This window comes from Colwellia sp. E150_009, assembly GCF_053543955.1.
Map to the genome: position 1 here is coordinate 38,187 of NZ_JBHFOM010000029.1, position 15,072 is coordinate 53,258.

Annotated in this window: 16 protein-coding genes; 12 read left to right on the plus strand and 4 right to left on the minus strand. The window is 36.5% G+C overall.

Going from position 1 to position 15,072, the window contains the following annotated elements; translation table 11 throughout:
- The first annotated feature begins 54 nt into the window (after window positions 1-54).
- The 9 genes from lspA to ACE1OF_RS13165 all read left to right on the plus strand — a co-directional run bounded on the left by lspA (window position 55) and on the right by ACE1OF_RS13165 (window position 9,057).
- Window positions 55-552, plus strand: coding sequence for a signal peptidase II (lspA, locus tag ACE1OF_RS13125; protein WP_448895057.1), 498 nt, complete (start codon window positions 55-57; stop codon window positions 550-552).
- 57 nt (window positions 553-609) lie between these two features.
- Window positions 610-1,047, plus strand: a complete 438-nt coding sequence (fkpB, locus tag ACE1OF_RS13130) for an FKBP-type peptidyl-prolyl cis-trans isomerase (protein ID WP_448895059.1) — start codon at window positions 610-612, stop codon at window positions 1,045-1,047.
- Window positions 1,048-1,101: 54 nt separating this feature from the next.
- Complete coding sequence (ispH, locus tag ACE1OF_RS13135; protein WP_448895061.1) at window positions 1,102-2,031, plus strand: 4-hydroxy-3-methylbut-2-enyl diphosphate reductase; 930 nt, start codon at window positions 1,102-1,104, stop codon at window positions 2,029-2,031.
- A gap of 441 nt (window positions 2,032-2,472) precedes the next feature.
- Window positions 2,473-3,054: a type IV pilus modification protein PilV gene (pilV, locus tag ACE1OF_RS13140; protein WP_448895063.1), complete on the plus strand. Its 582-nt coding sequence runs from the start codon at window positions 2,473-2,475 to the stop codon at window positions 3,052-3,054.
- A 39-nt stretch (window positions 3,055-3,093) separates the two neighbouring features.
- Entirely contained in the window at window positions 3,094-4,113 is a 1,020-nt protein-coding gene (locus tag ACE1OF_RS13145; RefSeq protein WP_448895065.1) for a PilW family protein, read from the plus strand.
- 40 nt (window positions 4,114-4,153) lie between these two features.
- On the plus strand, window positions 4,154-4,639 hold the full coding sequence (locus ACE1OF_RS13150) for a PilX N-terminal domain-containing pilus assembly protein (RefSeq protein ID WP_448895067.1): 486 nt from the start codon (window positions 4,154-4,156) through the stop codon (window positions 4,637-4,639).
- Window positions 4,640-4,716: 77 nt separating this feature from the next.
- Entirely contained in the window at window positions 4,717-8,274 is a 3,558-nt protein-coding gene (locus ACE1OF_RS13155) for a pilus assembly protein (protein ID WP_448895069.1), read from the plus strand.
- Window positions 8,274-8,717 (plus strand): type IV pilin protein, encoded by a 444-nt coding sequence (locus ACE1OF_RS13160; RefSeq protein ID WP_448895085.1) that lies wholly within the window; start codon window positions 8,274-8,276, stop codon window positions 8,715-8,717. Before ACE1OF_RS13155 ends, ACE1OF_RS13160 begins: the two co-directional genes overlap by 1 nt.
- Before the next feature lies 1 nt (window position 8,718).
- The gene (locus tag ACE1OF_RS13165; RefSeq protein WP_448895070.1) at window positions 8,719-9,057 is read left to right on the plus strand and encodes a TapY2 family type IVa secretion system protein; all 339 of its coding nucleotides are present in this window, start codon (window positions 8,719-8,721) and stop codon (window positions 9,055-9,057) included.
- A gap of 88 nt (window positions 9,058-9,145) precedes the next feature.
- Here ACE1OF_RS13165 and ACE1OF_RS13170 read toward each other — a convergent pair whose 3' ends face one another.
- The 3 genes from ACE1OF_RS13170 to nadE all read right to left on the minus strand — a co-directional run bounded on the left by ACE1OF_RS13170 (window position 9,146) and on the right by nadE (window position 11,423).
- Complete coding sequence (locus ACE1OF_RS13170) at window positions 9,146-9,700, minus strand: GspH/FimT family pseudopilin (RefSeq protein ID WP_448895072.1); 555 nt, start codon at window positions 9,698-9,700, stop codon at window positions 9,146-9,148.
- 163 nt (window positions 9,701-9,863) lie between these two features.
- Complete coding sequence (locus tag ACE1OF_RS13175) at window positions 9,864-10,448, minus strand: GspH/FimT family pseudopilin (RefSeq protein ID WP_448895074.1); 585 nt, start codon at window positions 10,446-10,448, stop codon at window positions 9,864-9,866.
- Between the two features lie 108 nt (window positions 10,449-10,556).
- Complete coding sequence (gene nadE, locus ACE1OF_RS13180; protein WP_448895076.1) at window positions 10,557-11,423, minus strand: ammonia-dependent NAD(+) synthetase; 867 nt, start codon at window positions 11,421-11,423, stop codon at window positions 10,557-10,559.
- A gap of 188 nt (window positions 11,424-11,611) precedes the next feature.
- Between nadE and glnB the strand changes: the two genes are divergently transcribed.
- Window positions 11,612-11,950, plus strand: a complete 339-nt coding sequence (glnB, locus tag ACE1OF_RS13185; protein ID WP_448895077.1) for a nitrogen regulatory protein P-II — start codon at window positions 11,612-11,614, stop codon at window positions 11,948-11,950.
- 95 nt (window positions 11,951-12,045) lie between these two features.
- Here glnB and ACE1OF_RS13190 read toward each other — a convergent pair whose 3' ends face one another.
- Window positions 12,046-12,810, minus strand: a complete 765-nt coding sequence (locus tag ACE1OF_RS13190) for an outer membrane protein assembly factor BamD (RefSeq protein WP_448895079.1) — start codon at window positions 12,808-12,810, stop codon at window positions 12,046-12,048.
- Window positions 12,811-13,002: 192 nt separating this feature from the next.
- Here ACE1OF_RS13190 and rluD point away from each other — a divergent pair, with 192 nt between their 5' ends.
- A complete protein-coding gene (rluD, locus tag ACE1OF_RS13195) occupies window positions 13,003-13,977 on the plus strand; it encodes a 23S rRNA pseudouridine(1911/1915/1917) synthase RluD (protein WP_448895081.1) in 975 nt (324 codons plus the stop codon).
- Between the two features lie 19 nt (window positions 13,978-13,996).
- Entirely contained in the window at window positions 13,997-14,776 is a 780-nt protein-coding gene (gene pgeF, locus ACE1OF_RS13200) for a peptidoglycan editing factor PgeF (RefSeq protein ID WP_448895083.1), read from the plus strand.
- Window positions 14,777-15,072: the final 296 nt, after the last annotated feature.

The following is a 15,072-nucleotide window of genomic DNA, read 5'->3' on the forward strand; positions in this document are numbered from 1 at the left end:
TGAACAATTGCTATTTGTTAATAATTGTTTAGAAATAAGAAAGAGAATATTTAATTGAATAAGCTTTTTACAGAAACGGGGTTACGTTGGCTTTGGCTAACACTGCTTTGCTTGGTGTTTGATCAAGTAACAAAACAGTGGGTTGTTGGTGTATTTAATCTTTATGAATCATTTGAAGTATTACCCATTTTTAATATTACTTACGTGCATAATTTAGGGGCTGCTTTTAGCTTTTTAGCTGATCAAGGTGGTTGGCAACGTTGGTTTTTTACGGCAATTGCCGCAATTGCAAGTATAGTCTTTATAATTTGGCTTGCTAAAACACCTAGATCACAAACCTTATTAGGTATCGCGTTTGCTTTAATGTTAAGTGGTGCGGTAGGAAATTTAATAGATCGTGTGATGTTTGGTTATGTTATTGATTTTTTAGATTTTCATTGGGCAGGTAATCACTTTCCTGCCTTTAACGTGGCAGACTCAATGATTTTCATTGGTGCTGCTTTTATGATTTTAGATTCATTTATTACTAAAGATGATTCTAAAAAGTCATAAGTAGGCTTATTTTTGATAAATGTATTAGCACTCAACGGAAAGTAAAGAAGATAAATAATGACAATTGATAAAACGATTCAAGCCAATTCTAGTATTTTAGTACATATCACCATGAAATTAAGTGATGGCTCAGCAGCTGATAGTACGAAAGTCAATAATAAACCAGCTAAAATTATTATGGGAGATCAAAGTATCTCTGCGGCCTTTGAAGCACAATTACTTGGAATGACTGCAGGTAGCAGTAAAGAGTTTACACTTGATGCTGTAGATGCGTTTGGAGAGTCAAATCCAGACAATATCCATTATATGGATATTGATAAGTTTTCAGCTGAAGTACCTGCAAAGGTTGGTAATATCATCACTTTTTCACAGCCAGGTGGTGATTTACCAGGTATGATAAAGGAAGTGAATGGTAACTCTGTGACTATTGATTTTAATCACCCATTAGCAGGGCAACCAGTTACTTTTGTTATTGACGTGGTTGAGATACTATAAAGTTAAATAGTGTGTTTATGGTAGTATTATAAAAAACATGGCATTGAGAATTTTATGGAAATTATTTTAGCAAACCCCCGTGGTTTTTGTGCTGGTGTCGACCGTGCTATTAGCATTGTTGACCGTGCTTTGGATTTATTTGGTGCCCCTATTTATGTACGCCATGAGGTTGTTCATAATAAATTTGTGGTTGATGGCTTAAAAAGCCGTGGAGCAATTTTTGTTGACGAAATTAATGAAGTACCTGATGACAGTACTGTCATTTTTAGTGCTCATGGTGTGTCAAAAACAGTTCGTCATGAAGCTAAATCGAGAGCGCTAAAAGTTTTTGACGCTACTTGTCCCTTAGTTACAAAAGTACATATGGAAGTGTCTCGTGTTAGTAGAAAGAACATTGAATGTATTCTTATTGGTCATGAAGGTCACCCTGAAGTAGAAGGAACTATGGGGCAATATGACAGTGCAACTGCTGGTATTTATCTTGTTGAGTCTGCTAATGATGTTTCTAAGCTTGAAGTGAAAAACCCAGAAAAATTATACTATTGCAGTCAAACAACCTTGTCAGTTGATGATACCTCTAATGTAATAGATGCACTAAAAGAAAAGTTTCCAAAAATTGAAGGGCCTAGAAAAGACGATATTTGTTATGCAACACAAAACCGACAGGATGCAGTGCGTGCTATTGCTAGTCAAGTGGATTTATTATTAGTTGTTGGTGCAAAAAATAGCTCAAATTCAAATCGCTTAAGAGAAGTTTCTGAAAAAATAGGTACAAGGTCTTATTTAATTGACACCGCTGACAACATTGAAACTTCTTGGCTTGATGGTGTTAATAAAATTGGTGTGACTGCTGGCGCTTCAGCACCTGCTATTTTAGTTAGGCAAGTTATTGAGGCACTAAAGAAGTTGGGTGGTCAAGAAGTTAATGAATACCCAGGGCGCGAAGAAAATATTGTATTTGCAGTTCCTGCAGAATTACGCTAACCTTAAGTTGCCTATTAATTAATCAAAATTAGATAGGTAAGGCTATGTACACAAGCTTTCCCAAGGATATATGGACAAATGGGATAGTCAGCATACGAAGATATATAGACTGTATTTTATGGATGTTAAGTAGAAAAAAGGATATGGGTTAATGCGGTTCACGCGAGTGATTTTTAGCACATGTGAATTTTTCCAAGAGCCTTTAGCAATAGCGAAATTGGCTCTAAGCCTTTTTATGTCAAAAAAAGGATTTAAAAAATGGCATAAGTGTAATCATACTATTAATCATTGTTACTTTAATAACAATAATATAAAAAGAACTTTTTTCACATTCCCCCAAATGAAAATCACTCTTTTCAAATCTGTCTTGTTACCGTTAGCTTTATATGTCTTTGACCATAATTCTAGTAGACAATATAAAATCTATAAAGAGAGAAAAAAATGCCTAAACGTATTAACACTCAATACCTTAATCGCACTATGAATAAAGGCGCAGTAAAACAAAAAGGTATGACTTTTATTGAGGTTTTAGTTGCCTTCGTCATTATAGTAACAGGTATTCTAGGTGCTGTTGCAATGCAAGCAAATGCTAAAAAAGGTAGTTTTGATGCAATGCAACGTTCACTTGCTTCCAGTTTGGCACAAGATATTGTGGCTAGAATGCGGGCAAACAATCCTGCTAATTTAGCTGCTTATGCTGGTACTGATTATGGTGGCAATAATTATGCAGCACCAGCTAATCGGTGTAATTTATTCGGTGCTTTGTGTACTCCTGCGCAAATAGTAGTTAATGATCAGCATGAATGGGAACAAGCAATAATGGGCGCAGATGTGACATTGGCAGGTGATAGTGCTGGTGGCTTATTAGGTGGGCTAGGGTGTGTTTTTGTCAATGCCAATGCAATCACTGTTGTGATTAATTGGCAAGGTAAACAAGCAATGACTGATGCTAATAAGGCTGCTGCCTGTGGTGCCACTAGTGATAAGCGCAGACAGGTGGTTGTTCAAGCCTTTATTATTTAATTTATACTTGCCAACTTAATTACAAGCGATATGCAATATATGACTAAAAATGAAACAAACAAAAAACAGAGGGGGTTTTCTCTGCTTGAATTGATGATTTCATTGGCTGTAGGCTTAGTGCTTTTTGCTGGTGTGATGAGCATCTTTGTTGGAATGCGAACTACAACGGCAGAAACTACAGGTTATGGTGAGTTACAAGAGAATGGTCGTTTTGCCATTAGTGTTCTCAGTGATGATTTATTACGGCAGAATTTTTGGGGAAGTTATGTTGGTACATTTGGAGGGGTAGCCATTACAAGGTCAGGTGCTTTAGCGGTAGGCAATGAGTGTACTGGTTCGGGATTAAATAATGGTACTTTCCCTAATGGAATAGGTCCTTTTCGTACCCTTTGGGGGGAAACTGTTACTAATGCTGACCCTATGGGGTGTTTCGATGATGCACGTTTGGGTTCTGATGTTATACAAATAAAGCGTGTTTTAGCTTCACCTCTTGAAATACCAGCGGTACCTCCTGCGCAACCTGTACCTGTGATAGCAACCGTTACTGACAATTTCTTTTTAGTTACCAATATGACTAACGGTATTCTTTTCCCTAAAGGCGCAGTGCCTAACCTTTCAAATGCACAAGTATGGCAATATCAGCATCATGTATATTATGTAAGAGACGAGCCCCAAGGAACTGATACCGTACCTGTGTTAATGCAAGGGCAGTTAACAACGCGAATGTCTTTTGCCCCCATTATTGATGGGATTGAAATGATCCGTTTCATGTATGGTGTTGATACTGATACGAATCCAACTGCCGCAGGATATGGCATAGTAGACGCCTTTATTTCTGCTGATAATATGACTTCAGATTTATGGGATAATGCAGGTGGTACTCGAATACTAGCCGTTAAAATTTATGTACTAGCGCGTAATGTATTACCTGATAATAAATATGAAAATAAAAGCACTTATAAGCTAGGTGATATTGACTACACGGTTGATGATAATTATCGTCGGTTATTATTTAGTTCAACTATAACGTTATATAACAGCCAAATTACCGCATGGTAAATTTATAAAAATTGTAATTTAGACTATCCGAGAGGTTAATATGAAGTTTTCCAAATCTAAACAAAAAGGCGTTGTATTGATTGTTTCTCTCGTTTTTTTAGTTGCGCTAACGGCTGTAGCTGCCGCTTTAATGCAAAACACAACGACAGACATGAAAATGTCAGGGGCAAGTGAGGAGCAGTTAATTGCGAAAGAGTCAGTATTAAGTGCTGTAGATGAGGTCATTTTTAATCAAGTGGCGCCAGGCAAAGTAAATCGTTTTGCTCGTCCTGTTATGGGAAATAATTTTCCTATTAATGATCAAGCAGCATTGTTACCAGGCACAAATACTCAAGCAACCGCTAGCGTTAATGTTGCCAATAATCAATACAATTTAGAACTTGATTGTCCGCATTCAAAATTAGCTTCATCGACAGGTGTTTTTACTTGTAATTATTTAAGGCTGCAAGTAGCTAGGGATTATGGACGTACAAACAGTAGTAATATCGGAGCAACTTCTGGTGTTGTCCAGCAGTTATTAAAGTAATGAATATAGCAGCAAATTCTAACTGTTGTTTCGGCAACCATGATTAATGTTGAGCATATTTGTTTAAGGAGTTTAAAATGAACGGGTTAGTCCAGTTTACAATACATAATAAGAGTAAATTATTAAAAAGAACTCATCATGCTCTCGTTAGTTTTACTACCAGTATTCTGGTTTTTTTATCAGCTACGGCATTTGCTGAAGATATTGAATTATATCTTGGTGATAGTAGTTCATTTGGTAAAACAAGAAGTCAAGTTCTAATTATTTTTGATACATCAGGGAGTATGGGAGATAAAAAGTGGGTTAAACCAGCCTATAACCCCGCAGGGAGTTACGATGGTACTACTGGTGATAATTATATTTTTTATACCAAAGGTAAAACACCCGTCTCTGATATTCCTAAACCTTCTGATGCTAGCGAGTTACGCAAATTTAATGTAAATATTAATGGTTGTGACACGGCGAAAACATCGCTGGCTAAGTATGGTTTTTATACTGGTCGTGTAAGGCAATATACATATCAAGGGCAGTCAGGTAAATGGTCAGAACTATTAACTACTGATGGCAGTAATATTAGCCTAATAGATTGTGAAAGTGATATTAACGCCAGTAATAATGCTAATGGAAGTAAATATCTTAACGGAGGGGTTTTAACTAACTTACCTAACCCAAGTACAGGGTATCCAATAGATGGTAAAGGGGATGCAAGCAACCCTGAATTTTATACAGCGAATGTTGTAGATAGTAATACACGTTGGGGGGGGGATCTGGTTACACTGTATTCTGCTAAATACTTACGTTGGTACCATAAAACAGATTTATCTACAGTTAAACGTTCACTAAAGGATATTGCCCAAGAGAGTGTAACCAATGTGATTAACTCTGCACCAGAGGTAGACTTTGGTTTGCAAGTGTTTAATTATAATGCGGGTAGTGCAAATAGTGGTGGGAATGGCGGTAGAATAGCCCATGGTATACATGAGTCAACGTTAACTTCTCGAACAAAACTACTCTCTATTATAGAAAATAAATTAGTTGCAAGTGGTAATACGCCTTTATGTGAAACTTTATATGAAGCAGCACAGTATTTTCAAGGAAAAAGTATTGTTTATGGTAAACAAAGCGATAATAGCCGTTTACCGCTTCGAGATAAAACGATAGAAAGAGACAGTAATACTAAATACACTAGCCCTTTTTCAGTGTGTAGTAATGATCAAATCAATGTCATTATCATTACTGATGGTGAACCAACTCAAGATACTAATGCTAATGGTGCTATTAAGGCTTTAACATCGACAGGGCCTTTTAACTTAAATGGTACAAATAATTATCTAGCAGCACTGGCTGGCTGGATGTACAACAATGACTTAAATCAAACGTTAGACGGAGACCAAACAGCAAAAACGTCAACGGTAGGTTTTGGTGAAAATGCTCAAACTGACGCAGAACCTTTATTGATTGCCGCAGCACAAAGCGGTGGTGGGGAATATTATCCTGCAGATGATAGTGCCACTTTATCGGCAGCGTTAAATAGCTTTTTATCAAGCATTAATCCAAGTAACGATACGCTAACTTCAGCCTCTGTTGCCTCAAATACTTTTGATAGAACTAAAACGTTAGAATATGTTTACTACGCAATGTTTCAACCTGACATAGGACCAAGATGGCAAGGAAACATCAAAAAATATAAAGTAATTCATGGAATTCAGTATGGTACAAATAGTAAGAAAGCGGTAGATAGTAAAGGTTATTTTTCAACCGATGTGCAGAGTTATTGGTCAGGTGATATTGATGGTAACGAAGTTGCTCAAGGTGGCGTTGCAGAAATGTTACGTACAAAAACTGACAGAACCATTTATAGCGATTTGGGTGCTGCTGGGGCACTGGTTGAATTTAATCAAAGTAATGCCAAAGCTGCTAGTGCATTTGGCTCTCAAACTAATTTAGCTACAACACTTGATGTTGCTGATAACCAGAATACTATTAATGAATACTTTGATTGGATGAGTGGTGTGGATGTTGATGATGCCGATGAAGATGGCGATACCACAGATATTCGCCCAGATGTTTTCGGTGACCCATTACACTCTAAACCTATTGTATTAAATTATGGTAATAATGGCATATATATAGCGGTAGGTACTAATCAAGGGGCGTTACATATGTTCCAAGATCTCGATCCTGATTCAAAAACGGGTGATGTTGATGAAGCATGGGCGTTTATACCTAAAGACTTTTTTCCAAATATTAGACCATTACGAGAGAATTATTCTACAGCAAGTAAAATATATGGAGTTGATGGTCCTATCACTTCTCATATAGTTGATCATAATGGTAATGGTATTGTCGATGGTGCTGATCAAGCTTGGCTATTTTTTGGCTTACGCCGTGGCGGTAGCTCTTATTATGCTATTAATGTTACTAACCCGCTTGTACCGAGTAAAATGTGGCAAATTAAGGCAGGTGAAACTTCAGGATTTGGTGACTTAGGCCAAACTTGGTCACAGCCTAAAGTTGCTTATAGCAAGCTTAATATTTCAGGGTCAACAGCGAAACCCGTATTGTTTTTTGGTGGTGGTTATGACATTAATAAGGATAACTCAGGTGTTGGCACTGCTGATAATGTAGGTAAAGGAATTTACATGGTTGATGCTGAAAATGGCACTTTGAAATGGAGTCTAACCTCATCTCAATTTGAAGACAGTATTCCATCAGCTATTGGTACGTTAGATAGTGATGCAGACGGCCTGACTGATAGATTATATGTGGGGGATACAGGCGGCAATGTTTGGCGAGTCGATATGCCAGACACAGATACCAGTAAATTCTCCTTATTTCAATTAGCTAGTTTTGGTCATGCAACTTCAAATGAGGATGATAGACGCTTTTTTTATGAGCCCTCTATCGTTCGAACTTTTATTACAGAAACCATTGATTCAGGTCAAAAAAACGGCAGTGGTGATGCTATTGTCGTTAAAGAAGAAATACCTTATGATGCGATTTTGATTGGTTCAGGTGATAGGGTAACTCCTTTAAGCATTGATACAAAAGATGTTTTTTATATGATTAAGGATGCCAATATAAAAACGCAAGAATTTACTACATCTTCTATTCCTGCAACTCCAGCTCCTTTAATGGTTAGTGATTTATTTAATTATACTGATGATCCTTTTAAAGGGTTAACTGGCGTTAGTTATGACAGTAAAGCCAAGGAGGTCAGTGAATACTCTGGTTGGTATTTTGATTTTGAGCAATCGGGAGAGAAAAACACCGCATCAGCTTTAGTTATTAATAATGTTGCTTATTTTACTTCTTTTACACCGCCAGATCTCACAGGCACTCCGGTGAGTTGTTTATTACCGAGTGGGCAAGGTTGGTTATATGCAGTTGACTTAGCCTTAGGCACTAAAAAATATAATTGGGAAGCAGAGGACTCTCGAAATCGAGAAGATAGAATAGCCTTTATTAGTGAGCAATTTCTTGGCGCGCCTACCTTAATTGTGACAGAAACAGATGATGGTGATCCAACAACAGATGACGCCGACGGCAATATTATTGTTGGCCGAAAAGTTATTCCTGTAGGTTTTAATTTAGAAACCTTACGAAATTACCTTTATGTGGATGAAGCCCAGTGATGAATTATACTCAAAGAAGTAAACGAAGCATTAAAGCGATAAAAAATAAAGTATCAGGTTTTACCTTGATAGAAGTCATGATAACCGTTGCTATTGTCGGCATTTTAGCATCGGTTGCCTACCCATCCTATGTTGATTTTGTAACACGCTCAAACCGAGCAGAAGCATTACAAGAATTAACACGTTTTGCTAATCTTCAAGAGCAATATTTTATAGACCATAGAGCCTATAGCAGTAGTATGAAAGATTTAGGTATTGGTAGTGCAAAAAATTATGAATTACCTTCAAATAATTACAGGATTGTCCCTTCAATACCTAGCGCAGGAACTTTTCGATTAAGAGCAAAGGCATTGGGAGTGCAATTAACTAACGACCCTGACTGTAAGACGATAGACATTACCGATACGGGTAAAAAAACACCAGCCGAATGTTGGGAGCAATAATATGAATACCTATTTAAAATTGATATCTTTTTCTCTCGTTAGCATCATTGGAATCATTGGTTTTGCTACACCTAGTGAGGCGAATACTCTACAAGATGTTGAGGAGCCGTCTGTTGTTATAAAATGTTATACAGAACTTATTGATGGTAGTAAAAGTATCAATTTTTGGCATACCAAACCTTCACATAAGTCAACAATAGCAGTAGAGATTGTAGGAGAGAAAGCAAGGAACCTACAAGAAAAAGAACTACCTATTGTGAGTGTTTTTCAATGTGTACTTCAAAATGAAGCGTTTAGGGATAGCCAAGCACGTAATTTAGAAGCTAAACTGATAAGATAATTTGATTATAAAGCATTTATTTAATATGTTTAATGTAGTGAGATAAAGATAGTGTTTTAATAAAGTGATAAAGCCTTATTAGCATTTATTAAGGGCAGCTAATAGTAGCACCAGCCCTGTCTTGGTCTTTGCCATCACCATTTATATCAGCGCTTAAATAACTTCTCCCTGAAATACTTAATGAAACACCTCTAGCATAATCAGTATCACTTTTAGGGCAATACTTAAAAGTTATCAAAGCAGAATTATCAGAGCGCCCACTGGGATCGTAGGTAACACTTTGTGAGGTAAAAGTTAACTTATCACCAGTACTAATTGCCGACTTTTCTTTAATTAATCCGTCAATGCTTATGACACCTATTCGTCCTGACCAATCGGTCGTTGGCTTACACGTGTCATTTGCTTTTAATGGGCAAAGTTGAGCATTTTGACTGCTATTAATGGCTGCATTTCGGGCGGTTAACAATAAGCGTTGTAGCTCATTTACCTCATTATCAACGCGCATTTGTACAATAAAGTTATTTAAACTGGGTAAAGCAATGGCGGTCATAATTGCAACAATTGCAATAGTAATCATGGTTTCAATTAAGGTAAATCCTTGCTTATTGCGAGAGAAGGAAAAGGTGCCAGAGGTGTTATCCATAATATACCCATAATCTACTGCTTGGATGTTATTGTATTTATATCATTTAATTGCTTATCTCGCCAGTGCTTGTTTTTTCGTCAGATTAAATACTTTTAAAATCATGTGTATACAAAATAAAAAGCTATATTCTATGCTTTAGTTCTCAGCCCTCTTTGATTATTTAATTACATTTGACTTCTATGTTTCCTCTATTTTCATCTATTCCGTCATTATCAATATCACTTGATTGATAGACTCGACCAGATCTTGCCACAATAATACTTCTGGCATAGTCGCTATAATCTTTAGGGCAATATCTAAATGTTCCATTTGCGAGACCACTTAATTGTCCTGTTGGTTTGAATGTGATTTTGTTTCTACCCTTTCCATAAATAAGTTTATCGCCAGTTGTTATTGGTGCTCTAACTTTAATAACCTTTTCATCAATATCAAGTAATTTATTATCGTTAAAATCGGTAAAAACACTGAGTTCATTCTGCCAGTGCGTTGTGCATTGTGAGGTATTATCTAATGGGCAAATAATTGTTTTTTGCCCATTATTAATAGCGGCATTTCGTGTTATGAGTAGCATTCTGTGTAGCTGAGAAATCTCATTGTCAACACGCATTTTTACAATAAATGCATTAAAATTGGGAGTAGCAATAGCGGCAAGTATTGACAAAATTGTAAGTGAAACCATCAATTCCAGCAGAGTAAAACCCCAAATGCCTTTAGCAGCGGAAGGGAGGGGAATAGGTTTAAGCATAAAAAATCCATTTTAAATAACTTCCTTGTAAATTAGGTATAGTCGATAAAAATGAATTTTGCTAATTATGCTTGTATTTTAATCGTTTTTTTATGTTGATATAAAAAACTAATCATAAATCGTTGGAATAGGTTGGCGTTTATGCTGTGTTTTTTTGTAAATATCAATGATATGATTTTTGACTTGCGCAGGCACTGTTTTTCCTTCTAGAAAATCATCAAGTTGGTCATAGCTTATTCCTAAAGCTGACTCATCTGTTTTACCTGGATCTAAATCTTCTAAATCGGCAGTGGGTGCTTTTTTAACTAAAATAGTAGGCGCATCTAATTGCTCAGCTAACATTCTAACTTGTCGTTTGGACAAACCAAATAATGGCGCTAAATCGCAAGCTCCATCTCCCCATTTAGTGAAAAAGCCTGTAATGTTCTCAGCGCTGTGATCTGTACCCAGTACTAAAGCACCTAATATGCCAGCAATATGATATTGAGACATCATTCGTGCACGAGCTTTTACATTACCTTTTGAGAAGTCAATTTGACTTTCAGAGGCATTTAATAAGTTTGCACTAGCTAATGCTGAAATAACTTCTTGATGCATGCCATTTACACAATCAAGTACATTTGTGGTTAAGCAATGACTTGGTTGAATAAAATCTAATGCCTGTTGTGCATCATGTTCATCAGCTTGCACACCATAGGGGAGTCTTACCGCAATAAATTTGAATTCATTTGTTTTATTTTCAGGTGAGTTAGCACTTGAATTTTGAATTAACTCATTATTTAACTCAGTGACTGCAAGTTGGGCTAAGCGACCACAGGTAGACGAATCGACACCACCACTAATACCTAGCACTAATGTTTTTAAACCTGAATTGGTTAACGTTGATTTTATAAAATCAACGCGTCGACGAATTTCAAACTGAACATCTATTTCAGGTAGAACTTTCATTTCATCAATAATAGCTTGCTGTTCCATGAGGGATCCTGTTTTAAGAGAAAATACGCCTTTGAATAAGTGTCTTTTATAATATAGAACTAAAAACTTAATCAATAGGGTGTTATATTAAATCAACAGTCTAACAAAATAAAAGCGTGATTTGGTAATAAACGCGTTGTAATATTAAAGAAAGTCATACGGACATTTAAAACATACAGAGAGAAATAATGAAAAAGATTGAAGCAATTATAAAACCATTCAAACTGGATGATGTAAGAGAAGCCTTGGGTGAAATTGGCGTTACGGGTATGACAGTTTCAGAAGTAAAAGGTTTTGGTAGACAAAAAGGTCATACTGAGTTGTATCGTGGTGCAGAATATATGGTTGATTTTTTACCTAAGGTAAAATTAGAAATAGTGATTGCCAAAGAAGATGTAGAGCGTTGTGTCAATGTCATTTTGGAAACGGCACAAACGGGTAAAATTGGTGATGGTAAAGTATTTATTACTGATGTGGAACGTATTGTTCGTATAAGAACAGGTGAAGAAAATCAAGAAGCAATTTGATTTTAAATGTCTATACCGAGTTACGAATAGTGACGTCACTCTTCTTGGAGTGAACAGTTGTCGAATCCGTAACTCGATTTACTTGTAAACGAAGGTTATCTAACCAACGAATTATTTGGATAATTTGCCGCTAATACTAATAAGGCATTTTTCTTTAAATCAAGTAATCCAAGCTTTTCATAACATTCAATCATTATCTCTAATGCAGGCTCTAATTCAGGGCTTGGGGCAAAATACTCTACAATGTATCTGCCTCTATTAGCTGCAGAGGCATAGGCTTCACGTTTTAAATAAAAGTTTGCTATAGCTAACTCATATTTGGCTAACCTAGACTTAATTTCAATCATTCTTTTTTGTGCATCAGCAGCATATTTACTTTCGGGAAAATCATTTACGATACGTTTTAAGTCATTAAAAGCATCCCGAGCGGCTGTTGGATCTCTATCTGATCTATCTATACCAGCCAAATCTTGAAATAAATTTTCTTCGGTGGATAAATTGATCAATGCACGCATGTAATAAACATAATCAGTATTAGGATTGTTTGGATTCAATCGCAAAAAGCGATCTGTTAATGCTATACCTTGTGCTGCGTCTCCTACTTTGTAATAGGCATAAATCAAATCTAGCTGTACTTGGTGAGAGATTGGCCCAAAAGGAAAACGAGAGTCAATTGCGCCAAGAATTTGAATAGCTTTTTGATATAAACCACTATCTAGCGCACTTCGAGCATCTACAAAGAGTGCTTGCGCTGATTTATCAGGGACTTTATCTATATCGTTTTCAATCTCTGAAGATGAACAACCAGCTAACATTACTGCTAGCGTGATAAATATTACTTTTATTGTCAATTTTTCCATGGAATTTGCAATTACGCCTTTGTTTAAAATTAAATAAGTATGAAACCCTTCAACCCGTGTAGCATGGATATCATAAAAAGGGTAAAATGAAACTATTATACCTAGTACATATTTGTTAGAGCATACCTGAGTATTAGCATTCTAACCTAGCAATCATTAGTTACACAACGTTAAAAATTTAAAGAGAGTTTAATGTCAGAAATAATTCAACATAAAGATACCGTGCCTGATTCGTGTTTAGGTAAACGTTTAGACCAAACTTTGGCGATAATGTTTCCTGATTATTCACGTTCAAGGTTAAAAGATTGGATTTTAGCTGGTAGCGTGATGGTAAATGATGAAGTATTACCCAGAGCTAGAGAAAAAATGTACGGTGGCGAAACCATAGCCATTAATGCTGAAGTTGAAGCTGAGCAACGTTTTGAAGCGCAAAACATAGCATTAGATATTGTTTATGAAGATGATCATATTTTAGTGATAAATAAGCCGGCAGGCTTAGTTGTTCACCCTGGTGCGGGTAATCCTGATGGAACGGTGTTGAATGCCTTATTACATCATTTTCCTGCTATTGAGGTAGTACCTCGTGCGGGTATTGTTCATCGTTTAGATAAAGACACCACAGGGTTAATGGTTGTTGCAAAAACTATTGCAGCACAAACTAACTTAGTTGAAGCATTGCAACTAAGAGAAATTACCAGAGAATATGAAGCGGTGGCTAATGGTTTAATGACTGCAGGAGGTGTTGTTGATGAACCTATAGGTCGTCATTCTACCAAACGCACACATATGGCAGTAACATTTTCAGGTAGACCGTCTGTAACGCATTATCGAGTTATGGAAAAGTATCGCCTGCATACACGTTTGCGTTTACGCCTTGAAACTGGGCGCACGCATCAAATTCGTGTCCATATGGCACACATTACTCATCCCCTTATTGGTGATCCAGTTTATGGAGGTAGACCAAGACCTCCAAAAAATGCAACACCAGAATTACTGGCAAAGTTGCGTAGCTTTAAACGCCAAGCATTACATGCAGCTATGCTGTCATTATATCATCCGGTTACTGGTGAATTAATGACATGGCATGCTGATTTACCCGATGATTTTGTAGAATTAGTGGAACTATTAAAAGCTGATACTAAACTAAATGCATCTGAAGAGTATTAACAATATAACTAAATCAAAATTGAATTCAGCCATTGAGCTTGTTCAATGGTCTGTTGACTCGTCTATTGATAAAAAAAAGATAGACGAGCAGGTGTTTGCTATACAAACCACGCGCATTGCGCCCCTTCAGGGTATTAGTCAATTAATTTCGCCTTATCAGTACTTTAATTTAGGTTTACATGTGGGGGATTGTGCAGAAAAAGTACAAAAAAACCGACAATTTTTGCAATCAATATTACCTAATAATGCTAGAGTACAATGGTTTAACCAAGTACATGGTAATGATGTTGCGGTAGTCGATGAATTTTCACCACAAAAGATCACGGCAGATGCAGCTGTTACCAGTTCAAAAGATATTTGTTTAGCCATCATGACAGCCGATTGTTTACCTATTTTGTTAGCGTCCAAGGATGGGAATGAAATTGCTGCTATTCATGGTGGTTGGCGGCCATTAGCGGCTAATATTATCAATAACACCCTTGAAAAAATGCAAACCCCAGCAGTCGATCTTTATGCTTGGCTTGGTCCTTGTATTTCACAAAAATACTTTGAAGTAGGTCAAGAAGTGAAAACTAAGTTTATTGAACAGGATAAATGTTTTGCATCAGCCTTTATCGCCAGTGTTGATGATAAATATCTAGCTGATTTACATCAAATTGCTAGATTACAGCTAGCGCATTTGGGGGTTAAGCAAATAAGCACTTTGCCAGAGTGTACTTACTCTGCAACTGAAAAATATTATTCCTACCGAAAAAATGCCGTTACAGGGCGTATGGCTAGCCTAATTTGTCTTGTGTAATGGCATCAATTAACTGTTGATAACTTATTCTATATCAAGCTAATAAATATTTTCCTATTGAAAAAAACCATATTAACCCTAATGTTATAGGTAATACCAATTTGATTAAATTTTTTCCCAACTCAGAGCTTCATTAGCGAGCTTAGAACAAGGAAAATTGATTAAACATAGTTATTCTATATTTCTTCAATTTTGTGATGTTATCAGTTTGCTAATGAGCTCCCAAAGGGCGAGTTTAAAAGGCTTATATGCGGCGTTATTGATTTTGACAAGGGAATGACCATTCTCTTCAATCA

Bases quoted from the DNA above. Each gene is read 5' to 3' on its own strand.
- fkpB (WP_448895059.1), top strand. From the start codon at position 610: ATGACAATTGATAAAACGATTCAAGCCAATTCTAGTATTTTAGTACAT.
- ispH (WP_448895061.1), top strand. From the start codon at position 1,102: ATGGAAATTATTTTAGCAAACCCCCGTGGTTTTTGTGCTGGTGTCGAC.
- pilV (WP_448895063.1), top strand. From the start codon at position 2,473: ATGCCTAAACGTATTAACACTCAATACCTTAATCGCACTATGAATAAA.
- ACE1OF_RS13145 (WP_448895065.1), top strand. From the start codon at position 3,094: ATGACTAAAAATGAAACAAACAAAAAACAGAGGGGGTTTTCTCTGCTT.
- ACE1OF_RS13150 (WP_448895067.1), top strand. From the start codon at position 4,154: ATGAAGTTTTCCAAATCTAAACAAAAAGGCGTTGTATTGATTGTTTCT.
- ACE1OF_RS13155 (WP_448895069.1), top strand. From the start codon at position 4,717: ATGAACGGGTTAGTCCAGTTTACAATACATAATAAGAGTAAATTATTA.
- ACE1OF_RS13160 (WP_448895085.1), top strand. From the start codon at position 8,274: ATGAATTATACTCAAAGAAGTAAACGAAGCATTAAAGCGATAAAAAAT.
- ACE1OF_RS13165 (WP_448895070.1), top strand. From the start codon at position 8,719: ATGAATACCTATTTAAAATTGATATCTTTTTCTCTCGTTAGCATCATT.
- ACE1OF_RS13170 (WP_448895072.1), bottom strand. From the start codon at position 9,700: ATGGATAACACCTCTGGCACCTTTTCCTTCTCTCGCAATAAGCAAGGA.
- ACE1OF_RS13175 (WP_448895074.1), bottom strand. From the start codon at position 10,448: ATGCTTAAACCTATTCCCCTCCCTTCCGCTGCTAAAGGCATTTGGGGT.
- nadE (WP_448895076.1), bottom strand. From the start codon at position 11,423: ATGGAACAGCAAGCTATTATTGATGAAATGAAAGTTCTACCTGAAATA.
- glnB (WP_448895077.1), top strand. From the start codon at position 11,612: ATGAAAAAGATTGAAGCAATTATAAAACCATTCAAACTGGATGATGTA.
- ACE1OF_RS13190 (WP_448895079.1), bottom strand. From the start codon at position 12,810: ATGGAAAAATTGACAATAAAAGTAATATTTATCACGCTAGCAGTAATG.
- rluD (WP_448895081.1), top strand. From the start codon at position 13,003: ATGTCAGAAATAATTCAACATAAAGATACCGTGCCTGATTCGTGTTTA.